This is a genomic window from Shewanella sp. 30m-14 (assembly GCF_052977125.1).
In genome coordinates this window covers 1-18,046 of the sequence record NZ_JBRILW010000038.1, presented here as the reverse complement: position 1 = coordinate 18,046, position 18,046 = coordinate 1, and the positions used below count along the sequence as shown (strand labels likewise).

11 protein-coding genes and 2 tRNA genes are annotated in these 18,046 nt (G+C 44.9%); 4 read left to right on the top strand and 9 right to left on the bottom strand.

Annotated features, from left to right (window positions below):
• Positions 1-279 precede the first annotated feature (279 nt).
• Positions 280-1,416 carry a pyridoxal-phosphate-dependent aminotransferase family protein gene (locus ACVBIU_RS19530; protein WP_447164572.1) on the top strand — a complete coding sequence of 379 codons (1,137 nt, stop codon included), beginning with the start codon at positions 280-282 and terminating at the stop codon, positions 1,414-1,416.
• 111 nt (positions 1,417-1,527) lie between these two features.
• On the opposite strand, the gene ACVBIU_RS19525 is transcribed toward ACVBIU_RS19530, so the two are convergent.
• From ACVBIU_RS19525 to ACVBIU_RS19490, 8 genes are all read right to left on the bottom strand, one after another.
• Positions 1,528-3,525, bottom strand: a complete 1,998-nt coding sequence (locus tag ACVBIU_RS19525) for a TonB-dependent copper receptor (RefSeq protein ID WP_447162153.1) — start codon at positions 3,523-3,525, stop codon at positions 1,528-1,530.
• 225 nt (positions 3,526-3,750) lie between these two features.
• A complete protein-coding gene (locus tag ACVBIU_RS19520; protein WP_447162134.1) occupies positions 3,751-5,106 on the bottom strand; it encodes a sodium-dependent transporter in 1,356 nt (451 codons plus the stop codon).
• A 327-nt stretch (positions 5,107-5,433) separates the two neighbouring features.
• The gene (locus ACVBIU_RS19515; RefSeq protein WP_447162133.1) at positions 5,434-5,910 is read right to left on the bottom strand and encodes an Lrp/AsnC family transcriptional regulator; all 477 of its coding nucleotides are present in this window, start codon (positions 5,908-5,910) and stop codon (positions 5,434-5,436) included.
• 173 nt (positions 5,911-6,083) lie between these two features.
• Positions 6,084-6,869 carry a phosphatase PAP2 family protein gene (locus tag ACVBIU_RS19510; protein ID WP_447164571.1) on the bottom strand — a complete coding sequence of 262 codons (786 nt, stop codon included), beginning with the start codon at positions 6,867-6,869 and terminating at the stop codon, positions 6,084-6,086.
• Positions 6,870-7,419: 550 nt separating this feature from the next.
• On the bottom strand, positions 7,420-7,674 hold the full coding sequence (gene ubiK, locus ACVBIU_RS19505) for a ubiquinone biosynthesis accessory factor UbiK (protein ID WP_447162131.1): 255 nt from the start codon (positions 7,672-7,674) through the stop codon (positions 7,420-7,422).
• Between the two features lie 161 nt (positions 7,675-7,835).
• A complete protein-coding gene (locus tag ACVBIU_RS19500) occupies positions 7,836-10,934 on the bottom strand; it encodes a multidrug efflux RND transporter permease subunit (protein ID WP_447164570.1) in 3,099 nt (1,032 codons plus the stop codon).
• A 15-nt stretch (positions 10,935-10,949) separates the two neighbouring features.
• Positions 10,950-12,068: an efflux RND transporter periplasmic adaptor subunit gene (locus ACVBIU_RS19495; protein WP_447162129.1), complete on the bottom strand. Its 1,119-nt coding sequence runs from the start codon at positions 12,066-12,068 to the stop codon at positions 10,950-10,952.
• Between the two features lie 14 nt (positions 12,069-12,082).
• Positions 12,083-12,700, bottom strand: a complete 618-nt coding sequence (locus ACVBIU_RS19490) for a TetR/AcrR family transcriptional regulator (RefSeq protein WP_447162128.1) — start codon at positions 12,698-12,700, stop codon at positions 12,083-12,085.
• Between the two features lie 208 nt (positions 12,701-12,908).
• Here ACVBIU_RS19490 and rep point away from each other — a divergent pair, with 208 nt between their 5' ends.
• On the top strand, positions 12,909-14,924 hold the full coding sequence (gene rep / locus ACVBIU_RS19485; RefSeq protein WP_447162127.1) for a DNA helicase Rep: 2,016 nt from the start codon (positions 12,909-12,911) through the stop codon (positions 14,922-14,924).
• A 69-nt stretch (positions 14,925-14,993) separates the two neighbouring features.
• On the opposite strand, the gene ACVBIU_RS19480 is transcribed toward rep, so the two are convergent.
• Positions 14,994-17,630 carry a sensor domain-containing phosphodiesterase gene (locus ACVBIU_RS19480; RefSeq protein ID WP_447164569.1) on the bottom strand — a complete coding sequence of 879 codons (2,637 nt, stop codon included), beginning with the start codon at positions 17,628-17,630 and terminating at the stop codon, positions 14,994-14,996.
• Positions 17,631-17,856: 226 nt separating this feature from the next.
• Here ACVBIU_RS19480 and ACVBIU_RS19475 point away from each other — a divergent pair.
• Both ACVBIU_RS19475 and ACVBIU_RS19470 read left to right on the top strand, forming a co-directional pair.
• A tRNA-Arg gene (locus ACVBIU_RS19475) sits at positions 17,857-17,933 on the top strand.
• Between the two features lie 39 nt (positions 17,934-17,972).
• Positions 17,973-18,045, top strand: a tRNA-His gene (locus tag ACVBIU_RS19470).
• Position 18,046 lies beyond the last annotated feature (1 nt).

Below are 18,046 nucleotides of genomic sequence, written 5' to 3'. Positions count from 1 at the left end.
TTGACTATGATGCTGCCTTTTTTATGGGCGGGTATACCTTGGGAAATAGGAAATAATTTTTATCGGTTAGTAAGTTGATAATATTGGAACATATTCTGTAGTATGGTTGCTTAACTCGCTTTTTGTTCGAGTCGTTTTTTACGCTGATTAAGATAGAACAATAATAATATTCCACTAAAGACTGACTAACACCTAGGCTTGGCGATATGTATCGTTATAGCAGCATGGCAGCGGTCACACCTTAACCTTATCAAAACGAGAAGTTTTAGAGGAAATATCATGTTACCCGCACCTTTTATCGAGCCATTTAATCCGCCACGTCGCACTTTGATGGGGCCAGGGCCTTCAGATGTATACCCTGAGGTGCTCGCTGCTCAATCTAAGCCGACCATTGGTCACTTAGACCCGCTATTTGTCGAGATGATGGATGAACTTAAAGCACTTATCCAGTATGCCTTTCAGACTAAAAATGAGATGACGCTTGCTGTCTCTGCGCCTGGTAGTGCCGGTATGGAAACGTGCTTTGTTAATCTGGTTGAGCCCGGTGAAAAAGTGATTGTTTGCCGTAATGGCGTTTTTGGCGAGCGTATGCGTCAGAACGTTGAGCGTGTCGGCGGCGTTGCGGTTGTGGTTGATAATGAGTGGGGTAAGGCGGTAGATACCGACTTAGTTGCCAGTGCATTAGCGGCAAATCCTGATGCAAAATTCTTAGCTTTTGTGCATGCAGAGACCTCAACCGGTGCACTGTCAGATGCTAAAGCCTTATGTGCGCTGGCAAAACAGCATGATTGTCTATCGATAGTCGACGCGGTGACCTCGTTAGGTGGAGTTGAGCTACTTGTAGATGAGTGGGGCATAGATGCTATTTATTCTGGTAGCCAGAAGTGCTTATCTTGTGTGCCGGGCTTGTCGCCAGTGTCGTTTTCGCCTGCAGCTGTTGCCAAGTTAAAGGCACGTAAGACACCAGTACAAAGCTGGTTCTTAGATCAAACCTTAGTGATGGGTTACTGGGATGCATCGAGTGATGGTAAGCGAAGCTACCACCATACAGCGCCAGTGAATGCGCTTTATGCACTACATGAGTCACTACGCTTATTGTCAGTTGAAGGGCTCGAACTTGCTTGGCAGCGTCATGCCGATATGCATCAAGTGCTGCGTCACGGCTTGCAGCGTTTAGGGCTTAAATTTGTGGTGGCAGAAGCTGAGCGCTTACCTCAACTGAATGCTGTTTATATTCCAGATGGCATTGATGACGCTAAGGTTAGAAAGCAGTTATTAGAAAACTACAACCTTGAGATTGGTGCTGGTCTTGGTGCGCTTGCGGGTAAAGCCTGGCGTATCGGCTTGATGGGTTATGGTGCGCGCCGCGAAAACGTCGCTCTTTGCCTTAAAGCATTAGAAGAAGTATTAGCTTAGTTTGTAGACTAACAACAAGCGAAAAGAAGGCCGCTCTAATGAGCGGCCTTCTGTTCGCTTAAACCTGCTAGGTACTTTTGTTTAGCTTCAATCTGATCGCTATTAGCTGTACTAGAAGGTGTAATCGGCTTTTATCCAGGCGGTGCGGCCAGGCTCATTGACCTGAAACATCGGCGAGCTTCCTGGAATATCGTTGCCAGCACCTGAGCGGCTAATATGCTCGGCGTAGGTGATATCAAATAGATTCTCTACGCCGAAGCTCACTAATAATGCTTCGTTGTGCTGCCAGCTAGCGTTAAAGGCGAGCGTGCCGAATCCGCTGCTTTTAGCTAAATCCTGACCCGAGATGTTACCTTCGCCAATGGCAACTCTATCTTGGGCTGCGACTAAGCGCCAAAGCAGACCTGCTGTCCACTGGTCGTATTGGTAATCAAGAGTGATACGGCCTTCAAGTGGAGGAATTTGCCCAAGTGGTGTGCCGGCAGTGTCGTTGTCTCCATGGCTGTAGCTGACACTTGTTTGAGTTGAGAAATGCTCAGTTAGCGGAATTGTTGCTGCAATCTCACCGCCATAAACGGTAGCGTCGATGTTGTAAGCTGAAGTGGGCTTAGTGTTGGCATCGATTAAGATGTAGTCGCGGATCTCTCCGTAAAATAGCGATGTTGAAATAGCGATATCGGCTTCGTAAATCCAACCAATATCCAGCTGGGTAGTTTTTTCTGGTGCGAGATCAAATGCTTTTTGGCTTAGATTATTAATATCCGACTTCATGATCTCCCAATAATCAGGCATGCGCTGGGCATGACCAACACCTGCGTAGTATTGGCTGTTTCCTGAAGCGAGCTCATAGCGGCCATAGCCACTGAACAGATCGTCGCTACGCTCACCTGTTTGTCCGACCATCAATTCAGTTTTCCAATGGTCATAGCGTACACCAGCAAATAGCTCACCTGTGCCCATCTTGTAAGCCGACTCTAGGAAAAGCCCCGTAGCCTGATAGCGCATATTGTCTTTAAATGGCTTGTTGAGTAGATCGTCTAAGCCATTATTTCCAGGAACAGCAGGAACTGCCGGATTAATACTGCGACCTTTGTGAAGGCTATCCATGTAGTCAGTACCGGCTGTTAAGGACCAGTCTGTGGCTAAGGTGAATTCAGCCCAAAAATGTCCGCCTTTAGTGCCACGCCTAACGTTGGTACCTGAATTTATGCCTTGATCGAATTCATCCATTACATGGTCATTTTCATTAGCGTAGGCTTGGAATTCGATGGCATCTATCCATTGACTATCAAACTCATGCTGCAGCAAAAGCGTGAGATTTTCATTACTGATCTCACGGGCCTTATTAGCGCGGTCGGCATATTCGGCCTCACCTGATGAACTGCCATAAGCGAGCTCTAGAACGGTCTCTTCGGTCGGCGTCCAGCCAATGGCTAAGTTATAGTTTGAGCGGTCATAACTGGATTGCACCTTATTGCCGTCACCGTCTTTATAATGGTCGCTCGATGACTGGTTAACATCCATATCAAAGTAGTGTTGCTCATCACCGGCTTTTAACTCGACGAGATAGTCTGATCGGCCAAAACTTCCTGCCGTCATGCTGGCGCGGCCATTTAAACCCGGCTCATCAAAACTGTGACGGTCTTTTTCAAATAGCACTGTACCCGCGCTGCCAACTGGACCATATTTAACCGTCTGCGGGCCTTTAATCACAGTAATATTGTCGTAGGCTTCTGGGTAAATATAGGCGGTTGGTGGGTCCATTCGTCCACCGCAGGTGCCATAAACATGTTGGCCATCATCTACAATACTTAAGCGTGAGCCACCGAGTCCTCGCAGACTTGGATCTCCGCCAGCTCCCCCTTTGCGGCCAATACTAAAACCTGGAATGGTCTTTAAAAAACCCGCGCCATCATAAGCGGGTAGCGGTAGGCGTGGCTTTTTGGGGTCGGTATAAGTCTTAGTGGGATCTTTCATCAGCTCACCAGTGACAATTATGCGCTCAACGGGCTCTGACTCGGTACTTTTTGCGGTGCTTTCGGCGAAAGCGGGACTTGAAATCAACCCTAAAGTGACGACTGGGATCGCCAATATGTTTTTCTTGTTCATCATAGTTTGCTTATCGTTATTTATTTTTTGCCTGTTTTACAGGGCTTTATAAAGACGGCAAACCAATTTGTACCAAGGTGCGACAAAGGGTCACAGGTGGGTGTGACTCACCTCACTATTTCAGGGCGGGGCGTACAAAAAAGGGGCGATTAACTCGCCCCTTGATATCAGTGATTATTACTGTTGAACTTAAGTTATCACTTGTATTTAAGCTTTCAATTGAGCTTAGCTAATCAGCTGCACAATGATCAGGATAATAAGCAACGGACAGATGTACTTAACATACCAAGGCCATACCTTCCAAAACAGGCTATTAGGATTGACGCCCTCTTGCTGGGCAATAGCGTTAATCAGTTGATTTCGATTCCATACCCAACCTAAGTAGATGGCGATACCAAGAGCAATTAATGGCTGAGCCCGTTCTGTGGTGAGGGTGATCATAAAGCTAAATAGTGTCTCAAAATTAAATACAACAACCAGAGATAACAGCGCAATGACACTCCCCACTATCAAGGTGGCTTTATCACGGCTTAAGTTGGTTTTTTCAACTAAGTAGCTGGTGGGCACCTCGACAATTGAGATGGCAGAGGTGAGTCCTGCAATCGTCATTAAAATAAAGAAGATAATGGCTAGCAGGTACTGGCTTAGGCCACCTATTGTGTCGAACAGGGCTGGCAGAACGGTAAACACTAAGGTGTCAGAGTTTAATAGGCTACCGTCTTTTGCAAAAATTTGTACGCCGTTATGCTGCGCAACGTACATCGCTGGGATCACCATTAGCGCCGCTAGAAAGGCCACAGAGGTATCGGTGAGTGTCACGTAGGCGGTTAGCTTTGCAAGATCTTCTTTTTGGCTTAAGTAAGCGCCATAAACCATCATAGCCGCTGTGCCTATGGTTAAAGAGAAGAAGGTTTGTCCTAGGGCACCAATCAATACATCGGCTTCGAACACGCGGGAGAAGTCGGGGATTAATAACACCTCTAAACCTTGCATCGCACCTGGCTGCATTAAGATATAAATCACCCCAGCGACTAAGATAAGCAATAGCATCGGCATGAGACGTTTTGACCAGCGTTCAATGCCTTTTTGTACACCTTGGCGGATCACTAAAATGACCATGGCAATAAAGATAAGCGTGAACACTATGTTGCGCGATAATGAAAAGTCCATCAACCATGCGGCGGCTTGAGTTTGGCCTGTTAATTCGGCAACGGGGGCGATAGCAAAGCTGACAAACCAGCCCGATAAAATGCTGTAGAAAGTGCAAATTAGAGTGGCGGTCATGATAGAGATAAAGCCGATTGCCTTACCTATTTTCTTACTCAGAGGGCGATTAGCTAAATTGGCCATGGCATCGGCGGGATTGGTTTGCCCATGTCGACCTATCATCAGTTCTGCCATTAGCATGGGGTAACCGAGTACTAAGATCAGAAATAGGTAAACAAGCAAGAAAGCTCCGCCGCCATGTGTTGCAGCTTGAGTGGGAAACCCCCAGATATTACCCACACCGACAGCAGATCCTGCCGCGGCCATGATAAAGCCAATCTTCGAGCTAAAATGCCCTTGTTTTACTGTACTCATTGGAGCTCTCTTTCTGATAGAAGAGCGCGCATACTAGTGCTTTAAAATGACACGTCAACGCTTTGAATTCTCGTTTTATTATAGTTTGTTGGTAGTTTATTTCTTATTGTTGAACTATTTTGACGTAATTTATTTATTTTTTGCTTTTTATTGATATCTGGTTGCGTGACGTCTGATTTATCTATCTCTGTGCGCAATAAAATCATGCTGCGATTAATTAGGAAAATGGGACTGAATGCACAGATTATAGTCGTAATGGCGAGGGCTTGGCGGCAGATGTTGCCGCCGATAACTAACGATAACTAGCGAGGTTAAACAAAAAGAGAGCTAAATAGGCAGTGGAATGCTGGTTTGGTTTTTCACTTGTTTCAACACGAAGCTTGAGCGTACACCAGCGATATGATCGTTGGAGGTCAGCTTATCGAGCAGGAAGACTTTAAATTGTTTCATATCGCTAACCAGCACTTTGATTTGATAGTCGGCATCGCTACCCGTGAGTAGACAGCACTCTTGTACTTCATCATAGCTACTTATTTTCTCTTCAAAGGCATCGAGAATATCGGTGGAGTGTTTTTCTAAGCGAATTTGAATATAGGCCGTAAGTGCGAGATCGAAGTGCTCGGCACTGAGCAAGGTGGCGTAACCTGCAATGTAGCCAGCCTCTTCTAGGGATCTTACCCTTCTTGAGCAAGGAGAAGGCGACAAGCCGACTTTTTCGGCCAGCTCCTGATTAGACAATTTGCCATGTTGCTGCATCAGTTTGAGAATGTTCAGGTCAATCTTGTCTAATTGCAGTTCAGCCATGGTTGGGTCTCATCAAAGTTTGGGTTAATCGTTTTGAGTTAATAGTTTGGGTTTATTCAAAGTATTATTTTGTTTGCTGGCAGAATACCGCAATTGAGATCAAGCGCAAGCGGGCAGGTTAATAAACCCTACAGCTCGGTAGGGTTTAACTCTGTCGATACTGATAGGTTTTGTTAAGCTGTTTTTAGGCGAGATCCAAGTCGATTATTTATTTTTGGCCATAGCGCTTGAGTTAAATAGATACTGCTAAAGGCGATGCTGCCACCTATGGCAGTTGAAGCGAGAACATCTTGGGGCCAGTGCATTCCCAGTAGCATACGGCTAAGTCCCATCGCAATCGCCCAACCAAATAATATCAACGGCAGTAAGGTTTGCCCTGCTACGAGTAGATAGAAGCTCACCGTTAATGCCAGTGTGACGGCAAAGAGTGTATGTCCAGAAGGGAAGGCATAGCCGACTTCATGTTGCCAATGGCGTTTGATTGAAGGGCTTAAGCTTAGATCTGGGCGGGCGACTTCTAACTGATGAATGGCAGTGCCAATTCGCTGTCTTTTATCGGCTTTAGATTGTTGATAAAAATCTTGGGTATTAAGCAGGTATTCTTGTTCTAGTAAGACGGCGTTGGGCCGAGCCTCGGCGAAGTAGGGCTTAAGAAAGTGGTTGAGGCTAAGCGTTGCAGCCATGCTAATGGACACCGCTAGCACCAGTTGCATAAATTGCTGATGGTTTAAGCTGCGATAGCAGGCAAGCAGAATAAGTATCCCAGTAATAATGCCATAGGGCGCAGTACCTGTACTGGTTAGCCAATATAGCGCTTGAGCCAAATTTGAGTTTAAGGCGATAGTCGGAAATAAGCTCGCCGCACTAAAGTAGATGGTAGCGGGAATGGCCAGTAACACAGCCCAAGCAGCCAAGAGCGCTTTGTTAGTGTGATGAGGCGGAAAAGAGGATTTGTTCAAAGCAGGGCCTCAAAACAGTATGTGAATGACTACCCGTCGATAATTAACGAGTAGATGATTAACAAGCAGATGGTTTGGGCAAGGTTACCTGCCAGTGCGCAGCTATACTAGAGCACTTGCATGAAGTGTAAATTAATCCTAATTCATATTAGCGATTCTTCAGTGAAAGTGAGCAGTGCTGACTTTCGAATGAAGGCTGATTGCATTCATTTTTTGGATTGGTGCTAGCTTTTGACAAAGCACTGCACTCACTACGGAAGGCTGTGCTTTGACGAAGAACACAGAGGAAAAGATGTAGAACTGGCTGTGGCTCTTCTCCGTGATCTCCGTGGTGAATAGCTTTTGTTTAATTGTGAGTTACCATACTAGCAGTACCTAAATACGCCCTAGTTGTGATTGTTTTACGGTTATGAAACGGTGAGTACTCGCAGCGATATCTCTGATTACATGAGGAGTATTAATAAAAAGAGCATCTGAAGAGATGCCCTTTTTTATTATTGCTGATTTCGCCATTCGCTGTAAACGTGGCGTTAAATCAGTTTAGTTGTGGTTAGTCAGCTGAATTGAGTTTGGCTTCAAGTGCGTCAACTTGAGCTTGAAGTGCTTCAAGCTTTTCACGAGTTCTAATCAAAACGTGTTGCTGAACTTCAAATTCTTCACGTGATACTACGTCTAATTTTTGAAGTTGATTTTGCAAAACTTGCTTACTGCGTTCTTCAAATTCGCCAGCAAACTGCTTTAATCCACTAGGAAGATTCTCGCTCAATTGCTTTGCGACTTCTTCAATTTTCTTTGGGTTAATCATTGTCTGTATCCGCTCAAGTGCTTAATGCTTTATGGCAGTGATTGTACCTGAGGCAATTGATATTGCCAAAATATTCGCCGCTTTTGCTGAGGCGGCTAATTAGCATAAAAAAGCCTGCAATTAATACAGGCTCTTTAAGATTAATATCTAGCGCTTAGATGTTAAGCATGTGCTTTAGTCTGGTCAGTATTATTCAACTCTTCATCAAATACCGGTAGAGGTTGATGCCTCTCTGCGATATAGGTGTAAATAACCGGCAGTACAAACAGGGTAAATACAGTGCCAATAGCTAACCCTGACACAATCACTAGACCGATATTAAAGCGAGCTGCAGCGCCTGCACCCGATGCAAATAGGAGCGGAATTAGACCCGCTATCATCGCGGCAGTCGTCATTAGGATGGGACGAAGACGAATAGTTGCCGCATGCTTAATGGCATCGAGTTTATTCAAGCCATTATGTAGCTGTTCCTCTTTTGCAACCTCACACATCAAAATACCGTGCTTAGTGATAAGACCGACTAAGGTGATAAGACCCACCTGAGTGTAGATGTTCATCGACGATAAGCCGAAAACATGGGTCCAACCTAAAGCGACCAAGGCACCACTAATGGCGAGCGGTACAGAGACTAAGATCACCAGTGGATCCCTAAGGCTCTCAAATTGACTCGCTAGTACTAAGAAGATAATCGCCAATGCCAAACCGAAGGTGGCATAAAGTGCTGTGCCTTCGGTGACATATTGACGCGCTTCACCGAGGAAGTCATAGCTATACCCCTTAGGAAGATCGTTATCACCGATATTCTGTAAGAAAGCGATAGCATCACCAATTGCAACGCCAGGTGCTGCTACGCCCCCGATAGTAACCGCATTCATCTGGTTAAAGTGTGGCAGTGAACGTGGCTCTGACACGATTTCGATATCGACTAAGCTAGATAGCGGAATAGAGCGGCCATCGGCTGCGGTTAAGTAATAACCGGCCAGCGCTTCAGGGTTGGCACGTAGTTTACGTTCAACTTGCGGGATCACCTCATAGGAGCGACCATCTAAGTTGATACGGTTAACGTAGCCATCACTCATCATGGTGGTTAATGTTAGGCCAATATCTTTCATGGTAATACCGTAAGCACCAGCCACATCACGTTTGATGTGGATTTTCATCGAGCCAGAATCAAATTTAAGGTTGATTACTGAATAGACGAAAAGTGGACTTTTTTGCACCTGTTCAAGCACGCCAGAACCAATCTGGAATAAGTTCTCAAATGACGAGGAACTGGTGATCACAAATTGAATCGGCAGTCCGCTGGATGCACCAGGAAGCTCAGGCATCTGGAAGGTAGTTACCGCCATGCCGGGAACATTCTTCACCTCTTTGCCGAAGAGTTCCTGCATCTGCTTCTGGCTTTTATCTCGCTCACTCCAAGGCACAAGAGGTGCAATACCAAAGGCTTGGTTGGCACTTGGTACACCGACGAATGCAAGCGATGCCGCAGATTCTGGCTGCGCACTAATCATGTCGGTGACGATTTTCATATTTGCTTGGATATAATCAAGATTGGCACTCGATGGTGCGGTGCCCATCATCATCACCACACTTTTATCTTCACTGGGAGCCAGTTCTGATGGAATAAAGCTAAACATGACAGGTAGTGAAGCAAATACGATAACAGCAAAGGCGATGACGACCGGGCGCTTATTAAGTACAGCGGTAAGCATACGATTGTAGCGGCTGGTTAAGCCTTCTAAAAAGTGCTCAACGCTACTCTCAAAACGGTTAGGTGTTGAGTGAGGCTTAAGAATTTTAGAGCACATCATCGGTGACAGCGTCAGCGCGACGATCCCCGAGATAAATACCGCGCCAGCTAGTGTTAACGCAAATTCTTTAAACAGCGAGCCTGTCACTCCGCCCATTAAGGCAATAGGCGCATAAACTGCGGCTAGGGTAATGGTCATTGAGATAACGGGAACTGCAATCTCCCTCGTACCAATAATTGCAGCTCTAAAAGGCGGTTCGCCAAGCTTGATATGACGGTCGACGTTTTCAACCACCACAATAGCGTCATCGACCACCAAACCGATGGCGAGCACCATCGCGAGTAGTGTCATTAAGTTAAGGGTAAAGCCAAACATCTGCATGATGATGGCGACACCGATTAAAGACAGTGGAATGGTTACAATTGGAATAATAACCGCTCTGAATGAACCCAAAAACAGCGTGATAACCACGATAACAATAAGTGCAGCTTCAGCAATGGTTTTAATCACCTCGTTAATCGATTCATCAATAGCCAGTGATGAATCATAAAGAATACGTGCCTTAATCGAAATAGGTAGGCTGCGTTCGATTTGAGGCATCATTGCTCGTGCATCGGCAGCCACGATTAATGGGTTGGCTGTTGGGGTAACGTCAAGGCCGACTACAACGGCTTCTTGACCATCGGCTAATGCGCGGTACACATCGTGACTCTTTTCTAGATTAATATCCGCGATATCACCTAGGCGGATCACCATGCCGTTATTGCTACCAATAACCAGCTTTTTTAACTCATCAACGGTAGCAACCTGAGTGTCAGCGGTGCCGTTGAGTAAGGTGAAGGTATTATTGGTTTGGCCAACAGCAGACTGGTAATTATTTGCCTGCAAGACGTTCATGACATCAGTTGATGATAGGTTAAAACCTCCCATCCGCGCTGGATCTAACCATATACGCATAGCGTATTTTATGCCGCCATATAGGTTAACTTTAGCCACCCCATCGATAGTGAATAACTCAGGTTTAACGACACGTTCTAGGTAGTCGGTTATCTGGCTTGAGTTAATCTGCTCACTATAAAAAGAGATGTAAAGCGCTGAGGTTTGCGCACCAGTAGACATCTCTACTGTTGGGTCTTCGGCTTCTTTTGGCAGCTGAGAACGTACCGAATTTACCTTAGCCAGAATATCCGCCAAAGCCCCATTGGGGTCGGTATTGAGCTTCATGTAGACAGAAATTTTTGAGCTTCCTAAAAAACTGTCTGATGTCATGAAATCAACGTTGTCAGCCTGAGCTAATGCTTGTTCTAACGGTTGAGTAATAAAACCTTGGATCAAATTAGAGTCGGCACCATAGTAGCTGGTGGTTACCGTCACAACGGTATTGGTCATTTCTGGATATTCACGTATCTGCATGCTTTTAAGGGCATAGGATCCCAGCAGTAATATCAGAAAACTAATTGAGGCCGCCAATACTGGCCTACGTATAAATATATCTGTAAAGCGCATCGCTAGATCCTCCGCTTACAGCATTGGCAATGTGGCTGGAGGGGTGAGTGCATCATCCTCAGTCACTTTGACTTTACTATTGTTACTTAAGCGGACTTGACCAGAGGTAACAATAACGTCGCCAGGTTTTATTGTTCCACTGACTAATGCATTGACATCGTTACGCTCAAGCACTTTGACGTTGACTTGCTTAACGCGTTTTACTTGTTCGCCATTTTCAGTGATCTCTTCAATCACGTAAACTGAATCACCGTAAAGGGTGAAGCTAATTGCCGTTTGCGGCAGTACTACTTGCTGAGTAAGTTCTGGCAGCTGTATGTCGACTTTTGCGAACATACCACTACGTAGTTTGCGGTCAGAGTTAGGGATTTGAGCTTGTACCTGAACTAAGCCACTTTGATAGAAGACTGCGGGCTCAATGGCTGTGATAATGCCTTCAAATGTCTCGGTAGGGTATGCATCCACATAGACGTGTACTTTTTGGCCGGTCTCAATGCGAGATAGCTGGGTTTGTGGAATGGTGAAGCGCAGCTTCATGGTGCTGATATCTTCAAGGCGGACGATATCGGTATCCGTTTGTAGATATTCACCTAGATTGACGTTGCGAATACCGACTAAGCCCGTAAAAGGAGCTTGGATCTCTCGTCGATCTATTGTGGCACTTAAGCTTTCAATGTCGGCCATTAAGGCTAAGTACTTAGACTGGCTATTATCAAGATCTTGTTTAGAGACTGAGTTCTGTTTGTAGAGTTTACTCAGGCGCTTAAAGTCAGCTTCTGCTGCTGGTAGTTGAACCTGTTTGCTCTTAAGATTAGCTTTTTCTACCTTAGAATCTAGCTCGATAAGCATTTGGCCGACTTCAACTTTACTACCATTTTCAAAGCGGATAGCAGACACCACACCAGAGACTTGGTTAGCAATGGTCACACCTTGATTAGGCTCGACAAATCCAATGGCGTTGATTGTTGGTTGCCATTTACTTTGTTTGACATCCACTGCGGTAACTGGGGCCACCGCTTCAGGCATATTAGCGATGGCATTGGCGATTTTTCCTTTTATAAAAAGATTAAAACCAATGACTGAACCGAAGGCCAGTACTGCGATGATAATCATCACTAGGCTCCATTTTTTCATGTCCTGAAACTCCTTTAGATTGTCGCTGTAGTTGTATTTGGGATGAGTATGGCTCGCCAGCATAAATCGCAAGCGAAAGTAATATCTTGAGGTTGGTAATCAATAAGGCCGCGTCTGCAAGTTCGTGCCATGGTCATCGCGGGTTCCATCGCGAGTGCGTAAAGCATGCGTGGGTGTAATGGTTGGATTAGCCCTTGGGATTTTCCCTGTTCAAATAGTTGCTGCAGTGGTGCGAAAAGCTGCATCTCTAACTGGCGGATCTCTTGGGTATTGATCATCGGAAGATTGGCATATTGCTCGTAGCTTAAATTGGCTGGAGAGGGCTGTTTTCCGTAGTTGTACATTTTCATCCAGATCCGTTTGAATCTTTGCTCAATCGTACCTATGTGATGGTCTTCCAATATGGCGCTAGCAACTTGTGATAGCACATCTTTTCTGAGTTCAAGGATAAGCTGGTCTTTATCTTTGAAGTAGCGATAGATAGTGCCTGCTGCTACGCCAGCTTCGGTGGCTACCAATTGCATGGATAAGCCTTGAATACCACCTGCTGCAATAATTTTTTCTGCTGCGCGAAGAATGAGATCGTATTTATTGTGCATGGTATTGCCTAAAATGAATGAACGTTCATTCATTAGTGTAATCTTCATCCAAAAACTTGGCAATAGAGCAGTGTTAAGTACTTTGTCTTTTATGTGATTAAGCTCATAAGTACATTAATGAAAAACAGAGTGACTAATAAACACAGTCGAGATATTGTCGATAACTTTTCCGATCCCTGAAGCCTTTCTGCTATTATTGCTGTTTTACAGCCTTCCTTAATATCTTGGTTATAACGCACCCATGAAGCTCAATCCCGGACAAAATGATGCCGTTCACTATGTTAGTGGCCCTTGCTTAGTTCTTGCAGGTGCTGGCAGTGGCAAAACCAGAGTAATTATTAATAAAATTGCTTACCTGGTGGAAAAGTGTGGCTACAAAGCACGCAATATTGCTGCCGTTACCTTTACTAATAAAGCGGCGCGCGAGATGAAAGAGCGTGTGTCGCAGTCTATGGGGCGCAAAGAGGCGCGTGGATTATGGATCTCGACCTTCCACACATTGGGGCTTGAGATTATCAAGCGCGAACATAAAGTCGTGGGCTTAAAGCCTGGCTTTTCACTGTTTGATGACCAAGATACCTTTGCACTGCTAAAAGAGCTGACTCAAGATGAGTTAGACGAAGATAAAGATCTGCTTAAGTTATTAGCCAGTACCATTTCTAATTGGAAAGGTGATCTTGTTATTCCTGAGCAAGCTCGAAAAATAGCTAAAGACGAGCAACAGCAACTTTTTGCCTTGTTGTATCAACGTTATGCTCAGCATATGAAGGCCTATAACGCGCTTGATTTTGATGATTTGATCTTATTACCTACTTTACTGCTTAGGCAAAATGAAGAGGTTAGAACCCGCTGGCAAACCCGTATTCAATACATGCTGGTGGACGAATACCAAGACACCAACACCAGTCAGTATGAGATGGTGAAGTTATTGGTGGGTGAGCGTGCGCGGTTTACTGTGGTAGGTGACGATGATCAATCTATCTACTCGTGGCGTGGTGCTAAGCCGCAAAACTTGGTGCTCTTGGGTAAAGACTTTCCAAGATTAAAGCTGATTAAACTAGAGCAGAATTATCGCTCTAGCCAACGAATTTTGCGCGCCGCCAACATCTTGATCGCTAATAACCCTCACGTTTACGACAAGGCTTTATTCAGTGAGTTAGCCTATGGTGAGCCCATTAGGGTATTGATAGCTGCCAATGAAGAGCAAGAAGCGGAGCGAGTCATAGCCGAAATGATCCGTCATAAGTTCGTTGGGCGAACAAGCTTTGGCGATTATGCGATTTTGTATCGTGGTAACCATCAGTCACGTTTACTTGAACGTGCACTGATGACCAACCGTATTCCGTATAAGTTAAGTGGTGGTACTTCTTTCTTTGGTCGTGCTGAAATTAAAGACATCATGGCTTACTTACGTTTAATCGTGAATCCTGATGACGATAATGCGTTTTTGCGTATTGTTAACCTCCCTAAGCGAGGGATTGGCCCAGCAACACTTGAGCGTTTAGGTAACTTTGCCAATAAGAAGCAGATCTCTATGTTTGCTGCGATCTTTGAGGCGGATTTAAACCATGAGTTACCGCCTGCAGCCATGTCAAGCTTGTATCAATTTGGCCGTTTTGTGGTTGAAACGGGTGACTGCGCCGAGCGTGGCGACCCTGTTGAGGCTGTTAAGCAGTTAATCCGTAAGATTAACTACGAAGATTACCTGTACGAGACCAGCACGAGTGCTAAAGCGGCTGAAATGCGGATGAAGAACATTTCAGAACTGTATCGTTGGGTGACAGAAATGCTCGAAGGTGATGAACTGGATGAAGGCATGACGCTACCTGAGGTGGTCACTCGTCTGACATTGCGTGACATGATGGAGCGTAATAGTGAGGATGAGGGGGGCGATCAAGTACAGTTAATGACACTGCATGCCTCTAAAGGTTTGGAGTTCCCTTATGTGTTTATGGTGGGCGCAGAAGAGCGAATTTTACCGCATCAAAGTAGTATCGATGAAGATAACGTTGAGGAAGAGAGGCGTTTAGCTTACGTGGGTATTACGCGCGCACAAAAAGAGCTGTGGTTTGTGATCTGCCGTGAGCGACGCCAGTTTGGTGAAACGATTCGCTGCGAACCGAGCCGCTTCTTGATGGAACTGCCTCAAGATGATTTGATTTGGGAAAATCGCAAACCGGCACAAACGGTAGAGCAGCGTCAGCAGTCAGGCAAAACCAACATCGCCAATATTAGGGATATGTTTAAAAACAAGTAACTGAACGATTACACTTTGGCTATTACAACTTGCTAATCAATCACTGCGCGCATGGGCACTATACTAGTGCTATGCGCACACTTTAGCTTGATTGATTGTTATAGTGTTTTTAGCCAACTCAATGACCTGACCTAATGCGACACCTTGCCCTTTGGTAAAGCCGATATCTTGTAATATTTGGCACTGCTGTAGGGTATTGACTCCAACCGCGAACACATCCAGCTCTAGCGCTTGCGCGGCATAAAAATAAGCCGTAATTAACTTAATATGCTGGCTGCTCTCTAAGTGGGCTGTATAGCTAGGGTCAAGCTTTAACGCTTTTATTGGTAGGAAGGTGAGGCTGCTAATGGCGCTATGGGCGCTACCGTAAGCTTCTATCCCCAAGTTAATATCAAGTTTAGCCAGACTCTCGAAGGCACTAATATGATTATTGGTATTTTGAACAAAGGCCTTTTCGTTAAAAAACAGGGTGATTTTTTTGCTATTGAAGCGGCACTGTTTGAGCTTGTTTTTAAGTGCCCTTAGTGCGTGTTTATGGTTTAGATGTTGGCTTGATATAGGGAGTTGCAGTTGAAACTCATCACCATAGGTTTGCTCCATCATTTCTGCACTTTGATTCACTTGTGCTAGCAGGTAATTATCGAGTTCAATGACCATATTGCAATGCTCTGCAATATTATGCAGCTGAGCCTGCTTTACCTTGCCTAAGCTTGGGTGATGCCAGAAGAGTCTTGGCTCAAACGCAATATGTTGCTTAGCATCTAACGCCATAATGGGCAGATAGCTTAATTGCAGCTGCTTATTATTGATCGCACTTTTCAGTTCGTTTTCGAGTTTAATATCTTTGATTAGCTGCTTATCTGCACCGTGATTGAATATGGCGTAGCAGTTTTTCCCCTGAGATTTTGCCTGATACATCGCGGTATCGGCATCACGCAATATCGATTCACTGGTGTCGGAACGGCTTTGTCCACTCATGGCTAAGCCGATGCTGGCACTTGAGTTGAATTGTTGATTGGCAAGCTGATATGGGCGAGAGAGTTCAGCAAGCACTCTTTCTGCGACATCTTTAGCATCTTCCTGGCCATTGATGGTATCGAGTAAGATCACAAATTCATCTCCACCTAAGCGGGCCAACATATCGTTGGTACGGATACACAGGTTCAGGCGCTTGGCGGTTTCAATTAAAAAGCGGTCGCCTTCAAGATGCCCTAATGTATCGTTTAGCAGCTTAAACCTGTCCATATCGATAAATAACACGGCAAACTTCTCTAGGCTGTGCCTACGTATATGTTTTATTGCTTGGGTTAAGCGCTCCATAAACATGGAACGATTGGGTAAACCAGTTAAGTTGTCATGTTTTGCATCATGAACGAGCTGGCGCTCAATGCGTTTTCGCTGACTAATCTCTTTTTCAAGATCGCTATTAGCACTGGCTAGCGCTTGTGTTCGCAGATTGATCTTGTCTTCGAGTTGTTCGTAGCTGAGCTTGAGTGATTCAGCCGAATGCTTCTTCTCTATTGCTGTCGCAATATGCTGGGAAACGAAGGTGAGTAGCTCTAGATCTTTCTCTTGGTAATGTTGGTTATAGTTATAGCTGTAAATTGTCAGCGCACCACTCACCTTGCCGTGGATAAATAGCGGTACACCAATCCACTGGTTGATCTCTTGGGTATCATTGAGTTCAGGTGCTTCGCTGTATAGCTCTCCGGTCTTTATAAGCGCTTTGATATCCTCTCTATCGAGTAACCTAGGCTTGTGATTCAGTAAGATATACTCAGTTAAGCCATCGCTTAACTTACGGGGCTTTGGTTCGGGGATTTCAAACTGAGAGACGAAATACGGGAACGTTAACTCATCGCATTGCTCGTTTAGCAATGAGATAAAACAGTTGTTCACTGGTAATAAGTGGCTAATGACGCGATGAATTTCGCTGTAGAATTCTTGACTGTCGATATTGGAATTAGCGAGATCAGCGATTTCAAATAGTGATTTTTGTAATCGTTCTGCACGGCGGCGCTCATACACTTCTTGTTTAAGTTTGTTATAAGCAATGCTCAACTCTTGGGTGCGAGTATCAATCGCGAGCTCTAACTGCTCTTGATTTTCTAAACGCTGAATCACACCCGAGATATGATGGCTAATGAAATTCATGAGCTCTATTTCTATTTCGCTATAGATGATATTTGGGCTGTAACTCTGTACCACCAATACACCTATGGTGCTTTCGGCACTTTTAATCGGGGTGCCAATCCATTGGTGACAATCACTACCACGAGCAGTGATCTGCTTTGATTCAATCAAATGCTGGAAGGTCTCATCATTACAGATCAATGGCTGCTGAGTCTTGAGTACATAGCCAGTTAACCCACTGTATAAGGTATCGGAGAGGTCTTCTTCTGGGTAGCAATCATTTGGATGGTGATCTTTTTCATCTAGAAAGAATGGTACTTCGATCTTTGATGTTTTCGAATTTAGGGTTGCGATGAAAAAATTATCAGCAGGGATCAGTTTATTGATCGACTGATGTAGCGCCGAATAGAACTCTGCAGGTGTGGTTACACTCGCCGCAAAGTTGGAGAGCTCCAGTAGAGCATTTTGAGTAATTTCAGCTCGTTTGTATTTTAGCGCTAAGGCTTTTAAACGAGTAATCCTTTTATGTAACCTCAGTGTGCTTTTAGACTGAGATAAATCTTCCCTAAACATGCTTTTCCGCCAATCACTATTTTTAAATTTGGTTAGGATTTGGACTAATGCATATTGATAACATGAAATAAGCTCATATCCAAGTCATTATTTTGACGCTTTTTGGTATAAAACCGAGCGAATGACTCAAATCTTGAGCGAACGGACATTAAATACATAAAAAAAGCAAAACAAGTGTAGACGGCAGGGCGTTTAAAACCTATTATATGCCCCGCTAACAAGGCAGGCACCCATAGCTCAGCTGGATAGAGCGCACCCCTCCGGAGGGTGAGGCCGAGGGTTCGAATCCTTCTGGGTGCACCAGAATGGAAACGGCAGTTTTGTTAGTAGGAAATATCAGTGGTGATTGTAGCTCAGTTGGTAGAGTCCCGGATTGTGATTCCGGTTGTCGTGGGTTCGAACCCCATCAGTCACCC